Genomic DNA, 25,514 nt, shown 5'->3' on the forward strand with positions numbered 1-25,514 from the left:
GCGTAGGCGACGGAGTAGGCGCGCGTTCCGGCGTTCCAGTCCAGGGCGACGGTCACGGTCTTGGGGTTCACGCGGGTCACGAGGCTCCACCCGAACTTGTGCTTGATCGCGTCGCCCTTCGCGATCGTCTTGCGGCTGTGGATCGTGACCTGTCCGGCGGCGGCCTGCGCCTCGCGGACGGCGGTCCAGTAGTCGCGCTGGTCCTCGAGCTGCGCCCGCTGGGTGAGCAGCCGCTCCCCGTAGGCGCCGGTCGCGGGGGCGGTCGTCTCGACGTAGCCGCCGCCGAAGTTGTGCGAGCTGCCCTCAATCTTCCGCGTGCATCCGCGAATGTCCGTGTCGAGGCGGTCGATCCGGCGGGCGACCATCGCGGGCGCGTAGCGGGATTCGGTGGTCCCGGCGGCGACGTCGGCGCGGGCGCGGGCGCGGGTCGCCTCGCGGTCGGCCTCGACGCTGCGGCCCATCGCGTTGTGGGCCTTCTCGATCGCGTTACGGTGCCGCGTCTCGGAGTGGTGGCCGATCTTGATCGGCTCGCCACCCTCCGGGAGCCGGTCGAACGCGCGTCGCGCGGCCTCGTCGGCGGTGTCGGCGTCCGCGGCGCGCCGGTCGGCCTTCGCGTCGAGCGCGTCGACGCGGGCGGCCTGGCGCTCGATGGTCGCCGCCTCCGCCTGGATGGTCGGGCGGAATGTCTCTTCGGCCTCGATGGTGACCTCGTGTCCGGCGTCGCGCAGGACGGTCGCGGCGCGGTTGATGGTCCACCACTTCGGCAGGCGGTCCCGGGACTGCGGGACGTACCAGGCACCGATGGAGCGGCCCCAGCGCCAGCCGGACGCCTTCAGGATCTCGGCGGTGCCGTCGCCGCGGCTGGTGCCCTCGATGAGGGTTCCGGCTTCGGGGGTGTGGGTGATGGTGAGCATGTCGGTTCTCCTTCTCGGTTCGGGGGTTCAGTCGTTGTCGCGGTAGTCGGCGGGCGTCTCGCTGCGGTCGTGCAGCGCGTACGCGGCCGGATACAGGTCGAGCGCTCGCGCGACGTCGACCGGCACGACGACGTAGGCACCGGAGGCCATGTAGCCGACGCGATCCGCGGGCAGGGCCTCCACGGGCTCGAAGTGCTGCAGCGCCACCCCGGGAAGCCCCGCGCGGCCCTCGCGGGTGACGAGGTGCACGGCGGGGGTCTGGTCGGTCACCGGGTCGCGGCCACCGGCGCCGACGATGACCACCTGACGGGCGGTCCGGCTGATGCCCTCCGCTCCGGGTCCGTGGTACTCGCTCTTGATGACTTCGGTACGGGTGCCGCGCTGCTGGCTCATGGTGTGTCTCCCTCTGGCTGATCGTTTTTCTTTGCCTCTCCGGCGGGAAGAACCGTTTGAGTGGAGCCGGCGGAGTGACGCCGATATCGGGCGAAATAAGCCCGCAGGGCGCGTCCGATATCGGTGGCACGTAGCCGGTGGAGCGAAATAGGTTTGAACCGCGGAGAGGTGAAGAAAACAGGGAAACGGGCCGCGTAGCGGCCTCCCTTCGGCGGTGCTCCGTCGCCGCTGCGCGGGCGGAGCTCGCGCCCCCGGAACGGGGAATGCCGGGGAGGGTGAGGGGCCGGCCCCTCACGGGACGGCGACGCCGGCCCTCCCCCGCGACCGACCGCGACGTACTGACTGGCGAACCTGCCTAGAAGTCAGCACGCGCGGCCGGTATAGGTCACAGGCACCAGTCCTCGGACCACCCGGAGGGCGGGACGACAGCGTGCGCCTCGCCGGTCCAGTGGAGGTAGTAGAGCGTGCTGCCGTAGTCGTGATCCCCGGCGGTGACGTCCATCTGGCAGTTCTCCATGTCCGGCTCCGCGCTGCTCCACCGGGTCGAGACGTCCACCGCGCGGAGTTCCCCGGAGTCGGTCACGAGCGTCTGGCAGACGGGGCACCGGAGCGCTTCGTACGTCTCGCCGTCATCGGTCACCGTCTCCACCAGAAGCTCGGGGGCCGCTGCCCACACCTGCTGGTGCAGCTCCTCGATCGCGGCGAGCAGCGCCTCCGCGCGGCTCCCCGGCGTCTCCTGCGTGGTGCTGGCGTCGAGTTCGGTATCGGCGGTCATCGGCGTGGACTGCATGATGTGGCGCTCCCTTGTCTGATCGTTTTTTGTGCCTCTCCGGCGGGAAGAACCGTTTGAGTGCAGGCGGCGGAGTGACGCCGATATCGGGCGAAATAAGCCCGCAGGGCGCGTCCGATATCGGTGGCACGTAGCCGGTGGAGCGAAATAGGTTTGTACCGCGGAGAGGAACAAAAAACCTTGAAGCAGTGCCGCCTAGCGGCTCCCGGTCGCCGCAGGCGATGTGCGCGAAGCGCACCCCGCGCCTCGCGGCGGAACACCGGGGAGGGTGAGGGGCCGGCCCCTCACGGGACGGCACCGCCGGCCCTCCCCTACCGAGAGCTGAGAACCGCTGTCGGCATCCGATGTAACAATGAACAAATGTGGGAATTAGCACACCGGACGCGCGCGGAATCGGCATCAACAGTGGTGCGCAGCAGCGCCGCGACGAGCGCCGACGCGATCGCGGAAGTACGCGCCGCGATCCCTGAGGATCACGTCATCTTGTACGTGCTCCAGGTCGACGGCAGCTCGGAGTAGGGCTACTCGACGGCCGGGGCGGCGCTGCGGCGCGGGGCGCGCGGCGCAGACGTCGTGATGACGGCGGTCGCGCGAGTAAGGTTCGGGCCGATCGCATCGGCCTCGATCACTCGGCCGTTTCGACGGTTCTCTCCCTCACCCCAGGCGACAGTGTGCTCGTAGCCGACGACAATCACGGCGTCGCCCTTGTGGAGGGAGGCGAGCACGTGCTCGCCCAGCTCGAACTTCGCTTCCACGAAGTGCGTCGTCGCGGTCTCGTGCGCGGTCCACTCCCCTCCGCGGAACTCTCCGGTGTTCTCGATCACGCGCAGCTTCACGATCTGCACGCGGCCCGCCTGCACGGCCTCGGGGTCGGCGGCGAGGTTGCCGGTGATCGTCCTGGTGCTCATTTGCCTTCTCCTGCTCGTTCGGTTCGTGAGTCGTCCCGTCGACGTCGGCGGGATCTCGTCTGCGGCGTCGGCCGCGGGGGTGTCGGTTCGGGGCGTCTCGATGCCCCAGGACGCGAGAGCGTCGCGTCGGGTGACCTCGACGGGCGGCTCGGACAGCGCCCTGCGCTGTTCGAGCTCGGCGCGCGTCACGGCGACGCTCGGGAGACGCCGCTCGTCGCCGTAGGCGAGTCGGTAATACCGATCCGCCTCGTTCTCCAACCAGTCGACCTCGCCTTGCCGGTCCGCGCGCCCGGCGAGATACCCGGCCCGGTACTCGTCGCTCTCGACGTCCGGGCCGGTCACGCTGCGTGCTTCTCGATGAGGTCGGGGCGGAAGCCCGACCAGTGGTCCTCGTCGCTCGCGACGACCACCGGGGCGGCGGAGTAGCCCAGCTCCTCAGTGATGTACGCGAGCGCCGCAGGGTTGGTGGTGATGTCCACGACGGTGTACTCGATGCCCTTCTTCTCGAGCACCCGGTAGGTCATGGTGCACTGCATGCACGAGGGCTTCGAGTAGACGACCAGGCCATGTTGCTTCTGCTGCATCATCGCGATCCTCTCGCTCCTTCCGGGGTGTGGTGGGCATCGCCCTCGTCGTCATCGGTCGCGTGCTCCGCGATCCACAGGTCCGCGGCCTCTCCCCTGCCTGCGGCTCGCAGGAGTCCTGCGAGAGCGTCGACCTCACCACAGTTCAGCCGCGCTGCGACGTCCCCGGCAAGATCCCAACTCGCGAACGTGTCCAGGAACGACGCCAGGGCCTCCTCCACGCTCGGCGCCGGAGCGGCGGGCTCCGCTCCCCCGGCGTCGACAGCGGGCGCGAGAAGGGCGATCAGCGCCTCCGCGAACGGCGACCCGTCCTGCTCGACCGGCAGCGCTCCGGGTGCGGCCGTCCCGGGCAGGCAGAGCGTGTTGCGGGCGTCCTCGAGGATTTCCGCATCGGTGGCGGTGTCGTAGTCTGCGCTGGCCCCGCGCTGCGTGGTGCAGATGAGCGTGAGCTGCTCGGGGGTGGCCTGGCCTGTGTTCGTGGTCATGTTGTCCTCTCTCTCCCCCCGTTTTTTGCCGGGAAGGCGGTTTTCCGCCTTAGCGACCGAAGGGCGTAGTGCAGCCCGGAGGGCGGTGGGGGAGAGAGTTTCGGCGCGAGATAAGGGAGCGCAGCGACCGCGTGCCGGAAGTCTCGGAGGAGCCGGTGGCGGAGCCACTTGAACGGAGTCCGTAGGTGGCTACGAGGGAGCGAAGCGGACGAGCCGCCGAAGGCTTCCCGGCAAAGAAACGCACCCGAAGGGTGCAGACAGGGCCGGCGTGCCGGCCTTCCACTCGGCGGTGCTCCGTTGCCGCTGCGCAGGCGAAGCCTGTGCCCGGAGGATCCTCGCTCCCCCGGGCTGCGTGTAACCACATTTCCACAATGCCAGGTTTGTACATTGGTGGGTATGTGCGGAGGTGTGATCAGTCGATCAGAGTGTCGATGTACTCGGTGATCACCTGCGTGATGGTCTTGCCTTGCGAGGCCGCGTAGACCTTCAAGGCCGTGTGCTTTTCGGGCGCGATTTCTACGCTGATGCGTTTGGGCTTCTCGGTGATCGAGACGTCGGTCAGGTTGATTTGGGTCGTGCTGGACCGGCTAGAGGGCCGGCCTGCGGACATGCGTGCCATTACAGCGCTCCTTCGTGCGTGCCGTCGAGGATCGAGCGGACCTCGGCGGCCAGTTCTCGAACCTCGTTCGAGGCGGCGAGGTCGAGCTTGGTGTCCACGACGGTGGAGCCGTCCTTTGCGGTGGTGGGGTAGGCCACGCGCTGTCCGATGGTGGTGACCAGCACGGGCAGCTCGTACTCCGCCAGCGTCTCGCGTATCTCGGCGCTGAGGTTGGTTCCCGTGCCCGCCCGGGAGATGACGAATGCCGCCTTCAACTTCCCACCCGTGATCATGATGCGCTGCTTCACGAGACTCACCAGGTCAGCGGTGGCCCAAACATCGAGCGGGGATGGCTGCACGGGAATCAGAACGAGGTCAGCGGACGACAGCGCGGAGACGGCCAGCTCGGCAGTCTGCGGGGCGCCGTCGATGATGACGTACCGAGCCTGGATCTTGGGCACGTCGCGCGAGTGGGTCGGGCGATCGATACCGATGGTCGGCACAGGGCTCTCCTCGGCCGCGGCCGCCCAGTCGCGCGCGCTCCCCTGCGGATCGGAGTCAACGAGCACGACGTCGTGACCGTCGAGCTGCAAGGCCCGAGCGAGGTTCATTGAGATGGTCGTCTTGCCCGAACCTCCCTTCTGGTTCAGCACTGCTATTACGTCCATGACCGGCCGTTTCCCTTCATCACCACAAAACCATTTTTACACTTCACATCTTAGGCACAAATGTACATTTGCACAATGCTGGTTCGGGGGAGGGGACGCCGGCCCGGCTCTCATTTCACCGGGCGGCGCTCGACGGCGGATGCCCAGACCCACAGCCGAAGGCTGGTGTCCCGGTCCTGCCACTCGACCATCACCGCTCGGGCGGTCCAAGCAACGGCGAATCCCTCGACGCGGACGGCGGTGCCGGAGTAGCGCACCCACGCCCAGACGGGCAGGGGAGTGGCGGCCCAAGTGGGCCGCTGCCGGGTCTTGTCTAGCTCGTCGTCGGTTAGGCCGATGGGGTGGCCGCGGCCGGCCGTCTCTTCGATGCGTCGATCGATCTGTGCGCCGACGTGGCGCTCGTAGCGTCGGTTCGTTCCCACGCCGAAAGTAGAACATATGTTCGAACGCGTGCGGTCGACATCATGCAGCGGTCGAGGACCACCAGAGCGAGCCGGGGGCGAGCATGCCGGTGCGTCCCCAGTGCAGCGCCTCGCGATGATCGCCGCGGCCGGCGGCGTCGCGAGGGTAGAGCGGCCAGACGCGCTCACCAGTGGTGGTGTCCTCGAACAGGGGCCGGCTCGACACGTGTCGGCGTCGCGGACGTTGCCTGGGGGAGGAGGAGCGGTGCGCGAGCTCGGCTTGCCACCAGGCCCACACTTCGCGCTCGATGTCGTAGCGGTGGGCTCGATCGGTCAAAGCTCCGTCGACGCCGATCGCGCGTGCGGCAGCGGTGCGGCGGTCGCGCTTGGTGTAGGTCCAGCCGTTGGTGTGCTTGACGATCAGACGGTGTGTGCGCAGGCGGGAAAGGGCTGTGGCGGCGGTGCGGGTAGTCACTCCCAGCAGGGTGGCGGCGGCGTCGACGGCGAGGGTCCCTTCTCGGCGCAGCAGCGCGTAGGCCTTGCCTGCCAGGTGTCCGAGGCCGGCGCGGGTGAAGAGGTCGTGCCGAGTGTCCGTGAGATCGGCCTCGAGCGTGGTGAGGAGCATGGTTCGTTCGGTGAAGATCGGCCCGGGGGGGCGGGGGTTATTAGTGGTTGTGACCGGACCTTGCAGGGAACCTGTGGAAAAATGCTCAGCCAGTCGCCATTCGCTGGCGTTCGAGCCGTCCGCGCGGACGACGAGCTGCACGTAGCCGTCCTCGCGCAGGCTCCGCAGAGCGCTGGCCGCGGTGGTGCGGCCCAGGCCCGCCAGGAGGGCCAAGTCGCGGATGGACGCGGCGACGGTGCGCTTGCCGGTGTGCAGGGTGAGGTAGGCCAGGGCGGTGAGGATTGTCTTCTCCGACGTCGCCCGCTCGCTCCGACCCCACCGGCCCGGGCTCACCCGGAACCGGTCGAGGAGGGCGCTGACGGAGCCCACGAGGCTGTCCAGCTCCGCCAGGTCGCCGGGCTCGCGCTCGGGCGGGAGAACGGCGTGCAGCGCCGCGTACTGGAGCGCTTTCTCCCACTGCCGGGCCAGTCGCTCGGCGGCTTCGTCGCGGGCGCGAGGCCGGCGGTGGCCGCGGCCGGTGTTCTTGGTCCGGTAGTGCTCCATCCCGGGCGCGGTGCGAGCGGCGTGCTCGACGTCGGTCAGGGACCAACCCGCGTGCGCAGCGGAGAGCAGGCACATGAACGCGGTCCACGACGGATTCGCGCCGCCGCCGGCCGTGGCCATGTGCGCGGCGCCGGCAGCGCTCAGCGTCCGGTGCGTTTGGTGCGCAGTGGCGGTGGGTACTGGGGGAGTGGCGTCGACGCGCTGCGGCGGTCGGGACGCTTCCAGCGCGACCGTGACGGCCTCGATGGCTGCCGCGGTGACGTTCGTGTCCAGCAGCTCCTCTGCGCGGCCGCGGAGGACGGTCGAGAAGCTACCGTCGCGGTGCGGGGAGAGCGGGGGACGTGCGGCGCCGGTGCGCGGGTTGCGGAGCATCCCGTGGTCCAGGGTGCGGAAGTTTGCTCGAGCGGCGATCGCCAATCGGGCCACCTGCTCGGCCGGGGCGCCCTCCGCGAGAGCGACCCACAGGTGGCGGCCTCCCGTGCCGGAGGACTGGCACACGACATGAGCGACCTGGTGCGCGTCGAGGACGGCTGAAAGCGCGTCGCAGTCGTCCGCGGCCTGCTCCATAAGGTCCGCGTCGACGCCGCGGGAATCTTTGCCGTCGAAGTCGAAGCACAGCAGCCGGAACGCTCCCGCGACGTCCGCAAGGTAGATCGCCCACGGGACGATCGGCGCGACAGGGGAGACGGGGAAGGCGACCGGGTAGGCGTTCTCGTCCAAGCGTCCGTAGGCGTCCGGCCGCATCGTACGCACGCTGGCACGAGGGCTCAGCCGACGAGAGAGTGACCACGCCGCGGCGCGCGCATTTTCGGCGGCGATTTGGGCGTGCGAAGACAGGAATTCGTGGTTTACGATGGGGTCACTCCTCTCGGGTGACTGGGAGGCGTAACGAAGGCCCGGCTTGAGAAACCGGTCTTCTTCCGAAAATGCTTCACACCCTGTTGGCCTGGTAACCGGTGGGTGGGAAGCCATAGCTTCTAGGCCCGTCGTGAGAGCGACGGGCCTACTGCGTTAAGTCGTGGTGATCGGCAGCTCCGATCGGGAGGCCGTGACCCGCGGGAGCGCGCCGTACTTCGCGAGCAGCTCGCTGTAGAGCATGTCGACGTAGAGCGAGACGGTCACACCGCTAGCCGCGGCTGCCTCTGAGACGGCATCGCGGTTGGTGGGCAGCACGCGGGCGTTGAGCTGCACAGCGGCAGCCCCGTCGTCACGTCGCTTTCGTCCCATGCGGCTCATCATGGGGGCTGTGCTAGCAGTAACCGGGGAGTGGGGCGGCGTGTCGAGAGTCATCGTCATGGTCGCCTTCCCTTCTGCCTGCACGATCGTGGGCGACGTGCGGCCGCTGTTCAGCGAGGATTTTCGCCTCCGACTAACGTAATCGATACTGCTCGGGAGTTGTTAACACCCGTTGTCAGCGCTCGGGCCGCGCAATGGCGGCGATCGCGTTGGACACCGCCGTCATGTGCCGAGCCCCGTCCGACGCGACCGTGCTGGTGAGGTAGGCGACGACGAGCCGACTGTCGGGGTCGGCCCAGGCGACGCAGACGTTGGATCCGTTGTGGCCGAAGGCCCGCGGTCCGGCGACGGATCCGAGCGGCGGATACAGGTTCGGGGTGCGCCCGCCGAGCTGGAAGCCATTGGCCCAGAGGATCGGAGTGCGCGCGAAGCCGTCGACGTCAGCTTCGGTGGAGCTCGCGGCGGTTGCCTGCGGAAGGATCTCGGGTGAGACGACCTGCGCGCCGTCGCGGCCGCGTCCATCGTTGAGGAGCATCTCGTAGAACCGTGCGACGTCTCGGGCGGTCGTGGAGACGCCGGCGCTGGGGATCACGGCCATGCGGACGGCGCGGCTGTTCAATGCCGTCGTCGCCAGCGGTACCGAGCTGCGGATGGGGACACATCGGGAGAGGTCGTGTTCAGTGACGCCCAACATCGTGTTCGTGGCGCCGAGCGGGGTGAGTAGCCACTTATCCATCAGCGGCCGGAGCTGCTTTCGGGTGGCGCGCTCGATCACCTCACCGAGGATGAAGCCGTAGGTGAAGACCTGGTAGGAGGGCACAGCGCCAGGCACCGTCGATAGGTGGGCGTTCTCGATGTTGCGGATGGAGCGACGCCAGTCGGTCATCGCGAGCGCGTCACCGAGCAGCCCTCGCGACGTCGAGAAGCCGGCCCGGTGGTGAAGCACCTGCCGGAGAGTGATCGAGCCCTTTCCGTGACGGGCGAACTCGGGCCAGTAGTAGGACACCGCAGCGTTGAGGTCGAGGACCGACGCCGCAGCCAGCTGATGCACGAAGATGCTCAGGTACGGCTTGCTGACCGACCATGACCAGAAGAGGCCATCGGGTCCGTGCCCCTGGGCGTGGTCGACCAGGACCTCGCCGTCGCGGAGGACGACGAGCTGCGCCGACCCTCCCCGTTGGCGGACGAGGTTCAGCACCGGAGCGAGAGAGTCGTCCACGTGCCCTCCCCCCCTAGCGCCGCCGCCTCCGAAGCCGGTAGGGGGCTGTCGAAAGTAACAGTCGTCTCGGACAGAGGGCTACCGTGGACAGCATGGCTGCGAGAACTGGAAACGGCGCGTCCGAGTACTCGATGCGCGTCCACGCGGCGATTAAAGCCTTGATGGGCAAGGCGGGTCTCTCCAACGTGGACTTCGCAGCACGCACCGACATGACGTTGACCTACTTCTACGCCAGGATGCGCGGCGACGCGATGTTCGACACCAACGACCTCGAGCGCATCGCCCGCGTCTTGGGCGTCAGAGTCGCCCACATCTTCACCATCGCCGACGAATTCGGCGCGCCGGCTGAGGACGTTGACGAGGTGGTCGTGCTCACGAACGGCGCTGAGTTCGCCAGGCGCCTGAGCGTTCTCCTGCCCGCAGGAACGGGCGCCAACCAGGACGTCGCGGGGATCCCCGCCACGCGGGTCTCCGAGATGCTCGGCGCCACGTCGCGGTTCGGAGTGACGCAGAGCGAGCTCACTCGTCTCGCGGCCCACTTCGAGGTCCCCGAGGCGTTCTTGACCGAGCTGGTCACGTCCGAGGACACGGCGATGATCGAAGCGGACCTCGAACTGCGTCGAGCGCTCGCGTCCAAGGGCGTCGAGCCGCTGGCCGCCCGGTCCCTCGGAGAGAACCTGTCACCGGCCGCCATCCGCGGCATCGCCGCTTCCATCCGCGCGCTGCGCGAATAGCTACTGCGATCTGGGAGGAGAAGTTCATGGACGATCCGTGGCTCGTGAATGACACGATTCGCCAGACCGCCGAGCGCGCCTTTGCCGAAATCTTCACGGAAGAATACCCGGGACAGCTGTCGACTGAAGAGGCGATTATCCAGCGCGCCAGGGAAGTTCTCGGCGCCGAAATCGAGGTGTACCAGGGCGGCGACGAGTCTTGGGAGAACTATCTTGCGCTGACTCTGACAGTCACAATGAATGTGCTGATGCCGAGCAAATATAAGATTCTCATCCGCAGCGATAAAAAAGCGTACTACCGGATGTTCAACGTGTTTCACGAGCTGGCGCACATCCTGCTCGGTCATCCTCCGAGCGAAGTGCAGCTCCCCGACACCTTCGACTTTGAGTCGATGGGCGTCACGACCGGGGACAGCGCCGTCCGTCACGCGAAGCAGTTCGTATTCGATGGCGAGGAAGTCAGCCCGGCTCGGCGCATCATCGAGGGCGAGGCGGAGGAGTTCGCCCGTCTGATGGTGTCGCTGGTGATGCACCCGCGGTACCGGTCAGGAGAGCGGAGGTTCGGCTAGTGAGCCCGATCGAGAGCTTCTTCTTCACCGCTACCTTCGTCGCCGTCGCCGCCTACTTCCTCGGCTGGCTCGTCGCGATCCTCCTACGCCGGCGGCCGCCGACACGGCCGTGGGTGGCAGCGGGATTCGGGTCAGTCGGCTTACTCGCACTCGGCGCGTGGCCCTGGCTCCCTCTCAAAGAGGCCGACGGGCTGATGGGCGGGACGAACATCTACTACTGCGTGATGATCGTCGCCGCCGGCACGGCGTTGTGGCTACTAGTCGAGGCCGTGACCGACGTCGGCCGTGTGCGGTGGCGCTCGCTCGGGTTCCTCGTCGTCTGGATCGGTGCCTACGTGGCAGCTTTCGGGGCCATCGATCGTCCGGGGACGTCACCGAAGTTCTCACACGAGACGGTCGACCAACTGCCGATGATCCTGTGCAGCGGCATCTACTTCCTCGGGCTCATCGTCCTGTTCGTAAGACTCATCCTGAAGATCCGGAAGTATCCGCGCCGCGCTTACTGGCCCTTCACGGTCGGCGGAGCACTGATCATCACCGCGTCGGTCAGTGAAATCACGGGGATGATCCTCGCGCGCACCGTGCCCAACTCTGCCGGGCTAACAGATGTTCTCTACATGATCTTCACGCCGGGATTCTTCGGCGGAACACTGCTGTTCACGGCCGGCCTGTGCAGCTTCCCGCTTCGTCGCACGATCCGCGACGTCGCGGTCGATCTGTGCTCGCGCAATCTCGTCGTCATGCTGACGGCGAGGGAGATTTCCGCTCCGCCGGTATCCTTCGTAAGAGAAGGCACCGACAGCGAGAAGAAGCTTGTCCGCTTGATGACGCTTCAAGTTCGAGTCACCGATGCCGTTATGGTCGGTGCAATGAAACTGAATAACACGGAAAATAATGCCGTTTATCGGGCAGAGCGCTTGATCGACGGCGAATTGCTAGCAGCAGGTATGGGATGGAACAAATGAACAAGATGATCGTCGGAGCAGCCGCAGCAGGAGGCGTCGCCGTCGCTGGCGTTGTCGGCTCGATCTTCGCCGCTCGGCAGGTCGTTCTTCCCGTCGACCCGCCTGAGATCCCGATCCTCCGCCAGGACGGGAAGACAATGACGCTCGCCGTCGACGGTAAGACCGTCTCTCCGGGCATCCTCGGGATCTTCCGCACCGATCGAACCGGACACGCGACGCTCAGCCGGCCGATCCACACCGACCCGGTGACAGGTGCGACCACCCGACGTATCGAGTCGACCTGGGGAGCCAGCTTCGCCGGGGAGAAGGCCGTCATCTGCGAGGGCGACGTCTTCGCCGGGCCGGAAGCGGTCGACCCCGACTTCGTGGAGGTCCTGGTCCCGGGACCCCTGGGGGACTGCCCGGCGTGGCAGTTTGGACCGGACGAGAACGCCGAGGGTACGTGGGCAATCCACGTGCACGGCATCCGCACCAAGCGCATCCACGCGCTGCGCAGCGTCCCCGCGATGACCGCGCTCAACTACACGTCCCTGGTGGTCTCCTTCCGTGGCGATGGAGACGGGCCGGCGGTGCCTCATAGCGCGTCGATGCTCGGTCAGCGCGAGTGGGCCGACGTGGCTGCGGCGATCGACTACGCCGCCGCCCACGGCGCGAAGAAGATCGTCCTGATCGGCTGGTCCCTCGGCGGTGGTGTGGCGCTGCTGGCAGCAGAGCGCACGAGTCGCCGCGACCTGCTCTCGGGCCTCGTCCTCGTTGGGCCGGCGCTGAACTGGAAGACGGCGATCGAGCAGGGCGCTGTGGAGATGGGGTTGCCTCGTCAGGTCGCAATCCTCGGCCTCGTCGGCTTGCGCAGCAAGCTCGCGAGCCGTCTCGTCGGCCTCCCTGAGCCCGTCGACTTCGATGCGCTCGACTGGGTGCGCGAGCCCCGCGCCGCGGCGCTGGGCTGCCCGATCCTCCTGTTCCACTCCGCCGGTGACACGACCCTCCCGATGGAGGTGTCACAGCGGTTCGCGAAGCTGAACGCTCCCGCCGTGGAAGTGGTCGAAACGGCGGCTACCGCTCACAACACCGAGTACAACGTCGATCCCGAGGTCTTCGACTCGACCATCGCTCGATGGATTTCACAGCACCAGTAACGAAAGCGCTAGCACTGGCCTACTGTTAACGCCATGGGGGCTCTTCCTGGCGCATCACGAGTGGACCGTGCATACTCCGACGACGGCCGGGCCATCGAGACGCGATGGTCCGCCGTCGTTCACTTCTTCCGGCTCGGTAACAGCCACTCCGTCGACTGCGACTGCCGCTGCTGCCTGGCGACCCGCGAGCCGTCGATGGCGGACGATGACTTGGACGCGCGGACGGGCCTCGTGCGCCACTACCCCGTCTCCGAACTCGAGGATGCCGCAGAGGACGCGGTGCTGCGAGCAGTGACGCTGGAGACGTACTGGTTTGGACGAGACGTCATCGCGGCCGGCTACGAGCTCCACTCCGGAGAACGCTTCGAGGACGTCGCGGTGACCTCACCCGAAGGCGATCAGTTCGCGGTCGAGGGGTGGCTCGGCGCCGACGCCTTCGAGTTGCAGTTCGCGACAGGACTGCGGGCGGTCGCAGACCAGGACGCTCTTCTCGCGCAACGATGCGTGACCTTGCTCGAGCGGATCCCGGCGGGGACGGGGAACGCCTTCTGCGTCAGATAGCGGCCGGCGGATCAGCGAGGTCCGACTGGCCCTTCTGATACGCCCGACTGACCTCGTGCAGGCGATCAATCGCCTCCCAGTCGACCTTGTAGGTCACGGTCTTCCGGTGGCGGACGCCGGGCGCCGGGCGTCCAACGATCGCTCCGGCCTCTTCGAGCGGGTTGAGGTAACCGAAGAGAGTCACCTTGTTTCGGGCCTCCGGCACGGCTTCGAGAATCTCCGCCACGGTCGCTCCATGGATGCGCGCCGGCTCCTGAGACAAGAAGTGCAGGACGCGGTTGCCGATTTCACTGGTCATGGCGCGCATGTGCATCACCTCCCTGGACGGAGGAGGGAGCGGAGGCGACATGGGTCCCATTCTGGCGCATCGGCCGTTTCCCCCTTCGGGTCGAGGGTCGAGCACTGCGTGATGCGCTTGCTCCGTCGAATCTGTACACAAGAACGTTACAGCAGTTCAAAATAACCTTATAGTGGTAGTAGCGCGCAGCCGGGATCACCGGTCGCGGCACGAGCACTAGGGGACGCGCATGAAGATGCCCAGCAAGGCAGTCGTGGTCGTAGCGTTCGCCCTCGCCACCGCCGGCTGCACCAGCCCCGACGCCGCTTCTCCCTCGTCCGACGCAAGCTCTTCCACCGGCGCCGCTTCGTCCGCTGCGGCAGAACAGTCGCCAGCAGCTCCGGCGCCGTCCGAGAGCATCCCGTCGACGGAAGCCTCTGCCAGCGATGCAGAGCCGACACCGGATCCGTCTGTGGAGACGGACACGATCAATCTCGCCCTGAACGCAGCTACCGCCTTCTGCCGGCCGTCGCTCGACTACAACACGTGGATCGCTGAGCTGTATCCGTTCCTCAGCCAGCAAGCAGCAGTGGCCTACGAAACCGTCGACCCGGCCAACGTGCCCTGCACGACCCTCACCGGCGCAGCGTCGGTCCGGGACGGGGACGGCGCCTTCACGATGCGCATCCTGGTTCCCACGGATGCGGGGGAGTACTCCGTGTACGTCCACCGCACCGTCGAAACAGGTCCATGGGCTGTCGAGCAGATCACCCCCCTGGCGTCGGAGTAGCCCGGTGGCGAAGGGGGGAATGGGGGTTCTCGCGGCGGTCCTGGCACCGCTTCTCGCGATCGCACTGCTGCTCTGGCTGCTGTTCTTTGGCGCAGCAGAGGACGCGGCCGCAGCATGCCTGCCCGGCGGCGGACCGGTGAACGTGTCTGCGATCCCCGCGGACGCGAAGGTCGGCGCCTACGGTCACGACCAGCTCGTCAATGCAGCACTGATCGTCAACGCTGGCGCCGCGAAGGGCCTCGGCGCCGATGGTCAGACGCTCGGCGTGCAGACGGCGATTGGGGAGTCCTCGCTGGTGAACATCAGCTACGGCGACGGCGCGATCAACCCGGATGGGTCGGTCGCTAACTCGATCGGCCTGTTCCAGCAGCAGTCGAGCTGGGGCACCGTCGAGCAGCGCATGGACCCGACAACCTCGGCGGGCTTCTTCTACGACCGCCTCCTGGCCGTCGAGGGCTGGCAGGCGATGGAACCCTCCATCGCGATCAACAAGGTCCAGCGCAACGCCGACCCGAACCACTACACGAAGTACCGCGCCGACGCCGTGGCGATCATGACCTACCTCAACAGCCTCGGCAGCAGCACGACCGCGCCGACGACGGCGGCGCCGGTGGGTGGATGCGTCGCCGTGTCCGGCGATGCGCAGGCTCTCGCAGCGAACCTCGTCGCGGCGATGGACGCCGGCAACCTGACCCTTCTCGAGGACCGGTACGCGCAGCAGATCCGCGACATGGCTGCGGGCACCCCCAAGGAGAACTGCGCGATCGATGTCCGCATTCTCCAGATCATCACGATCGCCCTGAACACGTTCGGGAAGATCGGCGTCTCCGACCTCAACCGCCAGTGCACGGGCTCGCTCCTGGGCGCCGGCACGGGTTCCTCGCACTGGATGAACGGCGGCGGCAACGCCGTGGACTTCTACAGCTTCGCCGGCACCGCCACGACCGGCTGCGACCCCAACGCCCTCCAGCTCCTCGACGTCCTGGACCCGCAGGTGCCGCAGGGCTCGCGTGCAGGCCAGATCCAGTGCCGCTCGACCACGTACCAGCACATCACCCAGTTCGGTGACACCCCGAACCACCTGCACTTCGACGTCGCCTACGCCGACGGCCCCCTCACCACCGGATAACCGGACCCTTTCGACGTCGCGACCGCGACGCCGATCACCCCGCACCACCCAACACAGAAAACGGAGCACACCATGTCTGCACTGCTCGCAGCAACGACCGACATCCTCACCACCGCGGGCGCGCTCGGCGCGGTCGTCCCGGACCCGGGTCCCGGCGGCATGCCCCCCGGATTCGAGGCCTTCACCACCGTCATGGGCTGGGCCAAGTGGGTCGGCCTCGGCGTCGCCGTCGTCGGCCTGATCATCCTCGGCGTCACCATGACCGTCTCGGCCCGCCGCGGCGAAGGCGGAGAGATCGGCGGCTGGCTCGGACGCCTGCTCGTCGGCGTGATCATCGTGTCCGCCGCCTTCACGATCGTCGGCTTCTTGATGGGCAGCTAGCGTCCCCGGGAAACCGACATCACCAACAGGAAGGCAAGGGACGTCATGAACGACTCCGAACCGCGTAACCCGTTCACCAGGAAGGGCTTCATCGTCGGAGCCGCCATCGTCGGAGCACTCGCCCTCTCGGCCATCGTGCTCGGCGTGACGTCCCTCGGGACCGGGGGAGGCGGCGCCACGACCGCCGCCCCCGGCACCCCCACCCCAATCTCCACCGTCTCGGCCGACGCCGAGAGCGTGTGCGGACTCCCCGGCTACGAGGAGTCCGGAACACTGACCGCTGCGCCGACGACGGAATGGACGTTCGTCGGCACAATGGCCGCTCCGAGCTCGGAGGCTGCCGGCCCGGGTGTCATTGACGATGACGGTCTCCGCCGCTGCTACGCACACACCCCGGAGGGTGCGCTGTTCGCGGTCGCCAACCTGTGGGCGATGGGGTCGGACGGACGCCTCGCGACTCCGGTCTTCGACCGGCTCACCGTTCCTGGCCCTGGTAGGGACGCCGCGCTCGCCTCGGATGCGCGACCGAGCAACACCGGCACCGGAGTGCAGATGGTCGGCTTCCGAGTGAACTCCTACTCAGCGACCGACGCGGCGATCGATGTCGCGTTCCGCGCGACGACCGGCCAGATGGTCAGCTTCGCCGCTCCCGTGCAGTGGTCGGATGGCGACTGGAAGTCCGTCCTCACCGATGACGGCCTCCCGCCCTTCCGGCCCGTCACTCTGCAGAATCTGGGTGGCTACATCCCCTGGGCAGGCACCGAATGACGCCCGACGCACCGGCCGACCCCTGCATGCCGTGGGAGGTCGCGTGCTGGACCGGTGTCGCGGTCGGCGACGTCGTGTCGCAGGCGTCGAACGACGCCTTGCAGCAGTTCGTCAACAACATTCTGGAGGGCTACGGCAAGGCCATCGCCTCTCTTGGCACCGTCTGGATGAACGTGCCCTCCCCGGTCACGGTCGTGGACCAGGGCGGCGGCGTGAACGGTGGCGGGACCCCGCCGCTTCCGGAGGCGTTCGAGACGATCCTCGGCTACGTGACGTGGGTCTCCGCGGGCCTGGCCGTCATGTCTCTGATCGTTGCTGGCGTGATGATGGCGAGCCGTCGTCGGTACGGGGATGGCGAAGCTCACATGGGCCGCATCGGCGTCATCCTCCTGGCCGTACTGCTGCTGTCCTCGGCGTCGGCGCTGGTGACGGGGTTCCTTCCCCTGGCGATGCACCTGAACGAGTCCTCGTCGGTGGTCGGTTGGGTGCAGGGGCAGTTGCAGTGGTACACCGGCGGACTCGCGATCCTCGCGATCCTCGTCGCCGCCGCGCGGATGGTGTGGACGCAGCGCGCGATGCCTCTGCGCGAGCTCGCCGGCTCCGTGCTGACTCTGATCGCGGTGGCCGGCGCAGGGCTGGTCGTCATCCGTCTGGCGACCCAAGCGGGCGATGCGTTCTCGATCTGGATCCTGAACAACTCGACCGACTGCGACGTGTCGCAGCAGGGCGAGAGCAACTGCTTCGGCACCAACGTCTTCGCGATGATCAGCCTCACCGCGACCTCCGGGATCGGCCTGATCGGTCTGTTCCTGCTGGGGATGCTCGCGGTGTTCATGACCTATGTGCAGATCGCGCTGATGGTGTTCCGCGGCGCGATGCTCGTCGTCCTGGCCGGCATCTTCCCTCTCGCCGCGTCGTTCACGAACACCGAGATCGGGCGGCAGTGGTTCAAGAAAGCGATGGCCTGGACCCTCGCCTTCATCCTCTACAAGCCGGCGGCCGCGATCGTGTACGCGATCGCGTTCCGCATGACCGGCACCGACCTGTTCAAGTCGGACGGCACCGGGCTCTTCCAGATCGTCACAGGCCTCGCGCTGATGCTCATCGCGCTCGTGGCCCTGCCCGCGTTGATGCGCTTCCTCGTCCCGGCCGTCTCCTCGGTCGGCGGGGGAGGAGCGGCGGGCCTGTTGCTGGGCGCCGCGGCTCTCTCGGCCGCAGGTGACGTCGCGACGGGCGCGATCCGCGCCAGCAACAACGGAGGCGGCGGTGGCGGGAACGGCGGCGGTGGAGGCGGCAACAGCTCATCCACGGACGGACCGTCCGGCAGCACGTCGACGCCGGGCTCTCCGGCGTCGACGTCGGCCGCGGACCCGTCCGGGTCGGCGGCGACGGCCGGCAGCGGCGCAGGTGCCGGTGCCGGAAGCGCGGCGACCAGCGGCGCGGGAGCTGCCGCGTCGAGCGGCGCCGGTGCAGGGGCAGCCGCGAGCGGCGCCGCGGCCGCGGCTGGCCCGATCGGCGCCGGGATCGCCGTCGCAACGAAGGCCGCGGAGGGCGCGAAGCACGCCGCGCAGGCCGTGAAGGCCGGCACCGAAGAGGCGACCGGCAGCAACGAGAGCGGGAGCTAACCCATGTCGAGTACAGCAACCGAGCCGACCAAGGCTCGCACCTACGGCAACTGGCGAAAGCCGCAGACCGCCGGTCTTGGCGGGCTGGGGCAGCTCGCCACCCTCGTGATGTTCGTGGGCATCGTCGCCTCGATCATCGCGTCTATGTTCTCCGGCCTAGGTCCCGCACTCATCGTCGCCGCCATCTTCGGCGGCATCCTCCTGACCGTCTCGGTCAAGGACAAGCACGGGCAGAGCGCCCTGGGAAGGATGGTGGTCCGCGTGAACTGGTGGCGTACCAAGAGCAAGGGAGCGAACGTCTACCGCTCCGGTCCGATCGGCCGCGCGAAGTGGGGCACCTTCCAGCTCCCAGGCCTGGCCGCGCCCTCGCAGCTCACCGAGCACGAGGACTCCCACGGTCGCCGGTTCGCTCTGATCAGCACTCCGATGACGAAGCACTTCACCGTCGTGCTGGCGACGGAGCCGGACGGCGCCGCGCTGGTGGATCAGGAGCAGATCAACAACCAGGTCGCGGAGTACGGCATCTGGCTCGCCAACCTCGGAGACGAGCCCGGCATCGAGGCGGCCTCCGTCACCGTCGAGACGGCTCCCGACACGGGCACGCGCCTGCGCGGTGAGGTCGAAGGGTCGATGGACCCGGACGCCCCGCTGTTCGCGCGAGCGATGCTCCAGGAGGTCGTGGAGACCTACCCGGTCGGATCGGCCACGATCCACGCCTACATCGCGCTCACGTTCACGGCGACCGCGCGGATCAACGGGAAGCGCCGCAATGCCAAGGAGGTCGCCGCGGACCTCTCCGCCCGCATCCCCGGCCTGACGTCTTCTCTCGCGGCGACGGGTGCGGGCGCAGCGCGGCCCCTGAGCGCGCAGGAGCTGTGCGAGGTCATCCGCACCGCGTACGACCCGGACGCGGCGCTCTTGATCGATCAGGCGCGCGCGGAGGGCGAGACGGCGGACCTGTCCTGGACCGACGTCGGCCCCGCGGGCGCCGAAGCGCACTGGGACTCCTACCGGCACGACGGGGCCGTGTCGACGTCGTGGACGATGACCGCGCCCCCGCGCGGCGTCGTCCAGTCGAACATCCTCGCCCGCCTGCTCGCACCGCACCGCGATATCGCCCGCAAGCGCGTCACGTTGCTCTACCGGCCCATCGACCCCGCCCGCGCCGCAGCGCTCGTGGAGGCGGACCTGAACGCGGCCCAGTTCAACTCCTCCGCGTCCACCAAGCCCACGGCCCGCTCGACGCTCTCGACCCGCTCGGCGCAAGCCACGGCCGCGGAGGAAGCCTCCGGCGCCGGGCTGATGAACTTCGGCCTGATCGTCACCGCGACCACGCTGCAGCGTGGCCAGGAGCCCGAAGCGCGCGCCGCGATCGACTCCCTCACCTCGGCCGCCCGCCTGCGGATGCGGCCGGCGTTCGGCTCGCAGGACTCCGCCTTCGCCGCCGCCCTCCCGCTGGGGCTGGTCCTGCCCCGGCACCTGCGCATCCCCAACGAAATGCGGGAAATCCTGTGACGCATACCGCCACCACCAGGACGGCACTGGACACACGTCCGGTGCCGTCCCGGCTTAACCCTCAGCCCTCACCCTTCTTTGTCGTCGTTCCGACCCTTCTTGGAGGCCCCCAGTGAGCAGCACCACCAAGTTCTTCTCCCGCCACCGCGACACCCAGCCCGTCGACGCGATCGCTGCCGTCGACGGCGACGAGCTGCCCACCGGAGCCGTCGACGGCAACCAGAGCGAGGAGGCCGGCGACGTCGAAGCGCTCGACTCGGCCGGTCCCACAGGCGCGGTCGGCTCCCCGTCGGCGGACGCTGCCGCGTCAGCAACGGCGGACAGCCGGGGCGTGTCTCGCCGGACCCGGAAGGCGCAGGAGGAGAGTGCCGCGGCCCGCGCCGCGGCCTCGCCGCTCGCCCGCGAGAAGCCGTCCAAGCGGTCGCGGAAGAAGCGGGCGATCCCGCACCAGGGCGGCAGGCAGAAGACCGAGAAGGAATCGGCGCCGAAGCGGCCGATGCGGCCGACGTCGACGGGATGGCTCGGCCGCGGCGGCGGACAGGCCGTCTCGATCCAGCCCGCCGATGAGTTCCGCGCGACGACCGTGCAGGTGTGCGGCCTGTACCCGTTCTCGGTCGGAACGGGCACGCCCATGATCGGCGTGCCGTTGGGGAAGAACCTCACGACCGGGGCCTCCGTGTTGTGCGACCCGATCAGCTGGTTCCAGCGGGCGCAGCTCATCTCCAACCCGTCGATGTTCGTCCTCGGCAAGCCGGGTCTCGGGAAGTCCTCGCTGACCCGTCGCATGGCGACCGGGCTCGCCGGGTACGGCACCATCCCGCTGGTCCTCGGGGATCTGAAGCCCGACTACGTGGATCTGATCCGCGCGATGGAGGGACAGGTCATCACCCTTGGCCGCGACCGCGGCTACCTCAACATCCTCGACCCCGGCGAGGCGACCAGCGCGGCGAAGCGCCTGCGCGACGACGCCGACCAGGCGCTCGAGCACGCCGCGGAGCTCGACGCCCGCGGCGGCGACTCTAAGGAGCTGCACCTGCGTGCGGTGAAGGCGCAGCGCCTCGCCGCTCAGGTCCTCGCGGACGCTCACGGCCGCCGGCACACGATGATCGCAGCGCTGCTGACAATCCTCCGCTCCCAGCCGCCCACGGACCGGGAGGAGACGATCATCGACCGGGCGCTCAAGTACCTGGACGAGCACCACGAGGGCATCCCCGTCCTCGCGGACCTGCTCGCCGTCATCCAGGCCGCGCCGGACGAGATTCGACAGGTCGCTCTCGACCGCAACGACCTCAAGCGGTACAAGGAAATCACCGAGAACCTCGAAGCGTCGCTCATCGGCCTCACCTCCGGTGGCCGGCTGGGCGAGATCTTCTCCCGCCAGACGACCACCCCCATGCGTCGGGACCGCCCCGTCGTCTACGACGTGTCCTCCATCGATGACTCCGAAGGCGACCTCCAGGCGGCGATCCTCCTCGCGTGCTGGTCCGCAGGATTCGGGACGGTCAACGTCGCCGCCGCGCTGGCCGACGCGGGAATCGAGCCCCGCCGGCACTACTTCGTGATCCTGGACGAGCTGTGGCGGGCGCTGCGCGCGGGAAAGGGCATGGTCGATCGCGTCGACGCGCTCACCCGCCTCAACCGTGCCCGCGGTGTCGGCCTGGCGATGATCAGCCACACCATGTCCGACCTCCTCGCGCTCTCCAGCGAAGAGGACCGGATGAAGGCCCGCGGCTTCGTGGAACGCTCCGGCATGGTCATCTGCGGCGGCCTCCCCGGCGCAGAGATGCCGCTACTGACCTCCGCGGTGCCGCTGTCCTCGAAGGAGCAGGAAATGCTCACGAGCTGGCAGGACCCGCCCGCCTGGGACGGCGTCTCCGGCAAGGAAGCGGACCCACCCGGCCGCGGCCTGTTCCTGATCAAGGTCGGTGGCCGCCCCGGCATCCCCGTCCGCGTCCACCTGACCGCGGCGGAGAAGGACGTCAACGACACCAACAAGCTCTGGCACACCACGAGCCGCGCAGGCCGCGCGAACGAGCCCCTGGCGACCGATCCGGTCATGGTGGAGATTCTGCCGTGACCGCCCTCGTCGCCCTCGGCGCGAGCTGCGTCGCCGCCGGCTCGGCCGGTGCTGCGATCGTCAGCTCCATCGCCGCCCGCCGGAAGCGGGCAGCGGAGCGCGATCGATTCCTGCTCCCCGCCTGCTGGACGGGAATCGGCCTCATGGCAGCCATCGTCGCCTGGGACCAGTGGGACCGGGTGATCGCATGAGCGCCGCCACGATCGCCACCTTCGCTCTCATCGGCGTGGCCGGCCCTCTGGTCGCCGTCCCCACGGCGCTGAGCGTCGAACTGTGGTTCCGACGCCAGGCATCAGGACGCTACGCGGCCGGGATGCTCAGCCTCGCTGGCGCGGCGACTACGGCGCTCAGCGCGGCGGCGGTGCTGGCGGCCCGGCGATGAGCTGCACATCGACCGTCGTCTACGACGGCTACCTCTGGGGCTGCTCGATGACCACGACACTCCCGCACACCGACCACCTGACGGATCTGCCCGTCGAGTACGCCGACAACGGCCAGGCCCTCCTCACCTGGGGCACGAGCCGACAGGCGGCCAGCGACGACACGACGGCCCGCTACGACGGGCCGATCTACGAGCGGTGCGAGCCGCGCCGGTTCCTGCCGGGATCCGCTCCGCTACTCGATCGGGCGACATCGTGATCGCCGCCCGCACCCGGGCCGCGCTGCTACGCGGGCCGCTCGGCCAGATCGGCGCGGTCGCCGGGCTCCTGGCGGTCGCGGTCCTCGTGGCCACGGCCGCCACCCTCGCGTTCACCGCGCAGGTGCAGCACGCGATCCCCGCCCACACCACTTCCACCAGCACAGCACCGGCCGAAGGGATGTCCCCATGAGTACAGCGAACAACCGGATGCGAGAGCCGGGGAAATCTGGCGGAGGGATGGGGCTCGCGATCGCGGCCGGCTCCGTCCTGGTGGTTCTGATCGGTTTCTACATCGCGATCCGGTACGGCTCGCAGGTCGACGGCATCAATCCGGAGATGGACAAGGATCCGTCGAACTTCGTGGCCGTGGTCGTGGATACGTTCCGCGGGAAGCTGGCGTGGCCGGTGACGGGCACGTGGATCATGACCGGGGTCGGTGGGGTGCTGCTGGTGCTGGTGGTCTTCGTGCTGGTGGTGCGTACGGCGGGTCGGAAGAATCGTTCGAGAGCGGATCACGCGGCACGGTTCATGGGCACGGAGCGCGATCTGGCGCCGATGCTGCACAAGAACGCGCTGAAGAAGTCCGCGCGCCTCGGAGTCTCCGGCAACCCGGGTGTGCTGGTCGGACGGCTGCTGCTGGGCGGCAAGAAGCTGTACTCGTCGTTCGAGGACATGATGATCCTGTTGGCGGGGCCGCGGTCGGGGAAGTCGACGTCGTTCATCATCCCCGCGGTGATGGCCGCGCCGGGCGCGGTCGTCACGACCTCGAACAAGCGCGATGTAGTGGACGCGACTCGCGACCCGCGCGCGGCCGTGGGGCCGGTGTGGGTGTTCGACCCGCAGCGCGTCGCGTTGGAGGAGCCCACCTGGTGGTGGAACCCGCTCTCCTACGTCACCGATGACACCAAGGCCGCGAAGATGGCTCAGCACTTCGCGTCCGGGACCACCGCGCCGGGAGCGAAAACCGATGCGTACTTCGACGGGAAGGGGCAGAACCTCTTGGCCGCGTTCCTGCTCGCGGCCGCGGTCGGGAAGCGTCCGATCACGGACGTGTACGAGTGGCTGACGAACGTGTCCCGCGTCGAGCCGGTCACGCACCTGGAGAAGGCCGGCTACCGGCGTCTGGCGGACAGTGTCAGCTCCGTACAGCAGGCGACGGAGAAGCAGCGCGACGGCATCTACTCCTCCGCTGAGCGGATGGTCGCGTGTCTGAACAACACCGCGATCGAGCGGTGGGTGAACCCCGACCCGTCCCCGGTCGCCCCGCGGCCGCAATTCGACCCGCACGCCTTCGTTCGCGGCCGCGGCACCCTCTACAGCCTCTCCAAGGAGGGCGCCGGCAACGCGGGACCGTTGGTGACCGCGCTGACCGCGGCGACCATCGAAGCAGCGGAGGAGCTGGCCTCCAACTCTCGCGGAGGCCGGCTGGCGACGCCGCTGCTGGGGCTGCTGGATGAGGCGGCGAACGTGTGCCGCTGGACCGACCTCCCCGACCTCTACTCGCACTTCGGGTCGCGGGGGATCCCGATCATGTCCGTGTTCCAGTCCTACAGCCAGGGCGTGGCCGTGTTCGGGCAGGACGGGATGCGCAAGCTCTGGTCCGCGTCGAACGTGAAGCTGTACGCGGGAGGCCTGTCGGAGGAGTTCGTGGAGGAGATGTCGAAGATGATCGGGGACCGCGACCGCGAAACGACGTCCGTCACCCTGAACAAGGGTGTGCGCTCCACGTCGTCGTCGCTGCGTCGCGAACGGATCCTCGGCCGCGACGAGCTCGAAGCGTTCCCCCGCGGCCGCGCGGTGATGTTCTCCTCCGGCAACCGGCCGGCGATGCTGCGCACCGTGCCCTGGTTCGAGGGCGACAAAGTGACCGTCGACGCGATCAACGCCTCCAACGCCGCCCACCAGCCCCGCACGGCCGAGCCGGGCGCCGGCTCGAGCGGGCAGGCGCGTCCGGGCGACGGACCAACACAGCCGTGAGCGAGACGTACGACTTCGACGCGGACCCGGACGGGCTCGATCCCACCCCTGCGGGCGCGGGGGTGGGCGCGTCGATGTCCGCCGCGGTGACCGCGGCGATGGAGGGCACCGACGTGGAAGCGCTCGTGCACGCCGCCGCCCGCTCCGTGGTGCAGAAGTACGTCAGCCAGATCGCGAAAGAAGCGCTGGAGGCGGCCCTGACTCCGGAACGGTTGGAGCAGCTGCGCGAGCGCACCGAGCAGGCCGTCGAGGCCGCGTTCTCCGGCGACGCGGCCGACGCGGCCGCCGAGCTGGGCGAGGAGGAGCCGGAGTTGTTCTACGGCTCGTGCGATGAGTTCGTGCGGAAGCAGTTGCGGTTCAAGTACCGACGCGCGATCACCGTCCCCGGCCGCGGAACCTTCCGCTGGCGCGCCGCGTGGTGGAAGAGCGAGGAAGCTCTCAGTCGCATCGAGGCGCTCTGGCGGGCGTGGGAGAAAGCACGCCAGGACCCGGCCGCGATGAGCGACTGGTGGTTGACCCACTGCGATCGGCAGATGAGCGTGCTGCTCTCCGCCGATGGTCCCTTCGCCGGATCGGAGGAGACCACCAAGCCCGGCGCTCCGCTGCCGTACAGCCCGCCACCGGAGGGCTACTTCGCACCCGACAAGCAGGACGACGCGCTCGTCTGACGCGCACATGAAAGGGCGCTTCAGAGAGCGTGCAGCATCTGCGGTCGCCGCGTTGACGCTGCCGACTGACGTTGGGGGTCGACGGCGAAGCCGCGCGCGCGCTCTTCCCAGGGGGTGGTGAGCACGTCTCGGGCAACGCGGGCCTGGTCGATGTCGGCGCGCAGGCGCGTCTCGACGTCCTCGGGGCTCGCTCGTTACCGGGCCAGCGTTCCAAGATCTTGACCTGCGCAAGGATCTGGTCAATTTTCCTGTTCGAAAACCCCCGGGGAGTCCGCGTCCCGCCTACAACAACGCAGATTCTGCGCCACGCCAACCCGCTCGCCGGTGGCGCGAAGCCG

The 25,514-nt window shown here is 68.5% G+C and carries 31 protein-coding genes; 18 read left to right on the top strand and 13 right to left on the bottom strand.

Going from position 1 to position 25,514, the window contains the following annotated elements:
* From MT355_RS20325 to MT355_RS20380, 12 genes are all read right to left on the bottom strand, one after another.
* Nucleotides 1-914: DUF3560 domain-containing protein (locus MT355_RS20325; RefSeq protein WP_243600927.1), on the bottom strand; the 914-nt coding region annotated here is incomplete at its 3' end.
* Nucleotides 915-941: 27 nt separating this feature from the next.
* Nucleotides 942-1,307 carry a hypothetical protein gene (locus MT355_RS20330; RefSeq protein WP_243600928.1) on the bottom strand — a complete coding sequence of 122 codons (366 nt, stop codon included), beginning with the start codon at nt 1,305-1,307 and terminating at the stop codon, nt 942-944.
* A gap of 385 nt (nt 1,308-1,692) precedes the next feature.
* Entirely contained in the window at nt 1,693-2,082 is a 390-nt protein-coding gene (locus MT355_RS20335; protein WP_243600929.1) for a hypothetical protein, read from the bottom strand.
* Between the two features lie 536 nt (nt 2,083-2,618).
* Nucleotides 2,619-3,347 (bottom strand): single-stranded DNA-binding protein, encoded by a 729-nt coding sequence (locus MT355_RS21735; protein ID WP_243600930.1) that lies wholly within the window; start codon nt 3,345-3,347, stop codon nt 2,619-2,621.
* The gene (gene nrdH, locus MT355_RS20345) at nt 3,344-3,592 is read right to left on the bottom strand and encodes a glutaredoxin-like protein NrdH (protein WP_279392671.1); all 249 of its coding nucleotides are present in this window, start codon (nt 3,590-3,592) and stop codon (nt 3,344-3,346) included. Before nrdH ends, MT355_RS21735 begins: the two co-directional genes overlap by 4 nt.
* Nucleotides 3,589-4,074, bottom strand: a complete 486-nt coding sequence (locus MT355_RS20350; protein ID WP_243600931.1) for a hypothetical protein — start codon at nt 4,072-4,074, stop codon at nt 3,589-3,591. Before MT355_RS20350 ends, nrdH begins: the two co-directional genes overlap by 4 nt.
* A 412-nt stretch (nt 4,075-4,486) precedes the next feature.
* Nucleotides 4,487-4,693, bottom strand: coding sequence for a plasmid partition protein ParG (locus MT355_RS20355; protein ID WP_243600932.1), 207 nt, complete (start codon nt 4,691-4,693; stop codon nt 4,487-4,489).
* Nucleotides 4,693-5,340 (bottom strand): ParA family partition ATPase, encoded by a 648-nt coding sequence (gene parA / locus MT355_RS20360; protein WP_279392672.1) that lies wholly within the window; start codon nt 5,338-5,340, stop codon nt 4,693-4,695. Before parA ends, MT355_RS20355 begins: the two co-directional genes overlap by 1 nt.
* A gap of 110 nt (nt 5,341-5,450) precedes the next feature.
* Nucleotides 5,451-5,762, bottom strand: coding sequence for a hypothetical protein (locus MT355_RS20365; RefSeq protein ID WP_243600934.1), 312 nt, complete (start codon nt 5,760-5,762; stop codon nt 5,451-5,453).
* A 40-nt stretch (nt 5,763-5,802) separates the two neighbouring features.
* Nucleotides 5,803-7,881, bottom strand: coding sequence for a hypothetical protein (locus MT355_RS20370; RefSeq protein WP_243600935.1), 2,079 nt, complete (start codon nt 7,879-7,881; stop codon nt 5,803-5,805).
* Nucleotides 7,882-7,920: 39 nt separating this feature from the next.
* The gene (locus tag MT355_RS20375; RefSeq protein ID WP_243600936.1) at nt 7,921-8,136 is read right to left on the bottom strand and encodes a hypothetical protein; all 216 of its coding nucleotides are present in this window, start codon (nt 8,134-8,136) and stop codon (nt 7,921-7,923) included.
* 184 nt (nt 8,137-8,320) lie between these two features.
* Complete coding sequence (locus MT355_RS20380) at nt 8,321-9,364, bottom strand: serine hydrolase (RefSeq protein ID WP_243600937.1); 1,044 nt, start codon at nt 9,362-9,364, stop codon at nt 8,321-8,323.
* Between the two features lie 92 nt (nt 9,365-9,456).
* Here MT355_RS20380 and MT355_RS20385 point away from each other — a divergent pair, with 92 nt between their 5' ends.
* The 5 genes from MT355_RS20385 (at nt 9,457) to MT355_RS20405 (ending at nt 13,329) form a co-directional block, all read left to right on the top strand.
* Nucleotides 9,457-10,098 (top strand): helix-turn-helix domain-containing protein, encoded by a 642-nt coding sequence (locus MT355_RS20385; protein WP_243600938.1) that lies wholly within the window; start codon nt 9,457-9,459, stop codon nt 10,096-10,098.
* A gap of 26 nt (nt 10,099-10,124) precedes the next feature.
* Entirely contained in the window at nt 10,125-10,667 is a 543-nt protein-coding gene (locus tag MT355_RS20390; protein WP_243600939.1) for an ImmA/IrrE family metallo-endopeptidase, read from the top strand.
* On the top strand, nt 10,667-11,632 hold the full coding sequence (locus MT355_RS20395) for a hypothetical protein (RefSeq protein WP_243600940.1): 966 nt from the start codon (nt 10,667-10,669) through the stop codon (nt 11,630-11,632). Before MT355_RS20390 ends, MT355_RS20395 begins: the two co-directional genes overlap by 1 nt.
* Before the next feature lie 137 nt (nt 11,633-11,769).
* Entirely contained in the window at nt 11,770-12,768 is a 999-nt protein-coding gene (locus MT355_RS20400; protein WP_243600941.1) for a S9 family peptidase, read from the top strand.
* Nucleotides 12,769-12,828: 60 nt separating this feature from the next.
* Complete coding sequence (locus MT355_RS20405) at nt 12,829-13,329, top strand: hypothetical protein (RefSeq protein ID WP_243600942.1); 501 nt, start codon at nt 12,829-12,831, stop codon at nt 13,327-13,329.
* Here the strand turns inward: MT355_RS20405 and MT355_RS20410 are convergent.
* A complete protein-coding gene (locus tag MT355_RS20410; protein WP_243600943.1) occupies nt 13,322-13,636 on the bottom strand; it encodes a hypothetical protein in 315 nt (104 codons plus the stop codon). The genes MT355_RS20405 and MT355_RS20410 overlap by 8 nt on opposite strands.
* 220 nt (nt 13,637-13,856) lie before the next feature.
* On the opposite strand from MT355_RS20410, the gene MT355_RS20415 reads away from it, so the two are divergent.
* The 13 genes from MT355_RS20415 (at nt 13,857) to MT355_RS20475 (ending at nt 25,176) form a co-directional block, all read left to right on the top strand.
* Nucleotides 13,857-14,396 (top strand): hypothetical protein, encoded by a 540-nt coding sequence (locus MT355_RS20415; RefSeq protein ID WP_243600944.1) that lies wholly within the window; start codon nt 13,857-13,859, stop codon nt 14,394-14,396.
* 19 nt (nt 14,397-14,415) lie between these two features.
* Nucleotides 14,416-15,525, top strand: coding sequence for a hypothetical protein (locus MT355_RS20420; RefSeq protein WP_243600945.1), 1,110 nt, complete (start codon nt 14,416-14,418; stop codon nt 15,523-15,525).
* 72 nt (nt 15,526-15,597) lie between these two features.
* Nucleotides 15,598-15,906, top strand: coding sequence for a hypothetical protein (locus tag MT355_RS20425; RefSeq protein ID WP_243600946.1), 309 nt, complete (start codon nt 15,598-15,600; stop codon nt 15,904-15,906).
* Between the two features lie 45 nt (nt 15,907-15,951).
* Nucleotides 15,952-16,674 carry a hypothetical protein gene (locus tag MT355_RS20430; protein WP_243600947.1) on the top strand — a complete coding sequence of 241 codons (723 nt, stop codon included), beginning with the start codon at nt 15,952-15,954 and terminating at the stop codon, nt 16,672-16,674.
* Nucleotides 16,671-18,299: a hypothetical protein gene (locus MT355_RS20435; RefSeq protein WP_243600948.1), complete on the top strand. Its 1,629-nt coding sequence runs from the start codon at nt 16,671-16,673 to the stop codon at nt 18,297-18,299. Before MT355_RS20430 ends, MT355_RS20435 begins: the two co-directional genes overlap by 4 nt.
* A gap of 3 nt (nt 18,300-18,302) precedes the next feature.
* Nucleotides 18,303-19,814: an SCO6880 family protein gene (locus tag MT355_RS20440; protein ID WP_243600949.1), complete on the top strand. Its 1,512-nt coding sequence runs from the start codon at nt 18,303-18,305 to the stop codon at nt 19,812-19,814.
* 496 nt (nt 19,815-20,310) lie between these two features.
* Nucleotides 20,311-21,891 (top strand): type IV secretory system conjugative DNA transfer family protein, encoded by a 1,581-nt coding sequence (locus MT355_RS20445; RefSeq protein WP_243600987.1) that lies wholly within the window; start codon nt 20,311-20,313, stop codon nt 21,889-21,891.
* Nucleotides 21,888-22,082, top strand: coding sequence for a hypothetical protein (locus MT355_RS20450; RefSeq protein WP_243600950.1), 195 nt, complete (start codon nt 21,888-21,890; stop codon nt 22,080-22,082). Before MT355_RS20445 ends, MT355_RS20450 begins: the two co-directional genes overlap by 4 nt.
* Nucleotides 22,079-22,273 carry a hypothetical protein gene (locus tag MT355_RS20455; RefSeq protein ID WP_243600951.1) on the top strand — a complete coding sequence of 65 codons (195 nt, stop codon included), beginning with the start codon at nt 22,079-22,081 and terminating at the stop codon, nt 22,271-22,273. Before MT355_RS20450 ends, MT355_RS20455 begins: the two co-directional genes overlap by 4 nt.
* Complete coding sequence (locus tag MT355_RS20460) at nt 22,270-22,530, top strand: hypothetical protein (protein ID WP_243600952.1); 261 nt, start codon at nt 22,270-22,272, stop codon at nt 22,528-22,530. The genes MT355_RS20455 and MT355_RS20460 overlap by 4 nt, the downstream gene beginning before the upstream one ends.
* Nucleotides 22,527-22,721 (top strand): hypothetical protein, encoded by a 195-nt coding sequence (locus MT355_RS20465; protein WP_243600953.1) that lies wholly within the window; start codon nt 22,527-22,529, stop codon nt 22,719-22,721. Before MT355_RS20460 ends, MT355_RS20465 begins: the two co-directional genes overlap by 4 nt.
* A gap of 47 nt (nt 22,722-22,768) precedes the next feature.
* Nucleotides 22,769-24,508, top strand: coding sequence for a type IV secretory system conjugative DNA transfer family protein (locus MT355_RS20470; protein ID WP_243600954.1), 1,740 nt, complete (start codon nt 22,769-22,771; stop codon nt 24,506-24,508).
* The gene (locus tag MT355_RS20475) at nt 24,505-25,176 is read left to right on the top strand and encodes a DUF4913 domain-containing protein (protein ID WP_243600955.1); all 672 of its coding nucleotides are present in this window, start codon (nt 24,505-24,507) and stop codon (nt 25,174-25,176) included. Before MT355_RS20470 ends, MT355_RS20475 begins: the two co-directional genes overlap by 4 nt.
* Nucleotides 25,177-25,514 lie beyond the last annotated feature (338 nt).

It is taken from the genome of Rathayibacter sp. VKM Ac-2929 (assembly GCF_022815495.1).
In the GTDB taxonomy this organism is placed as follows: Bacteria; Actinomycetota; Actinomycetes; order Actinomycetales; family Microbacteriaceae; genus Rathayibacter; species Rathayibacter festucae.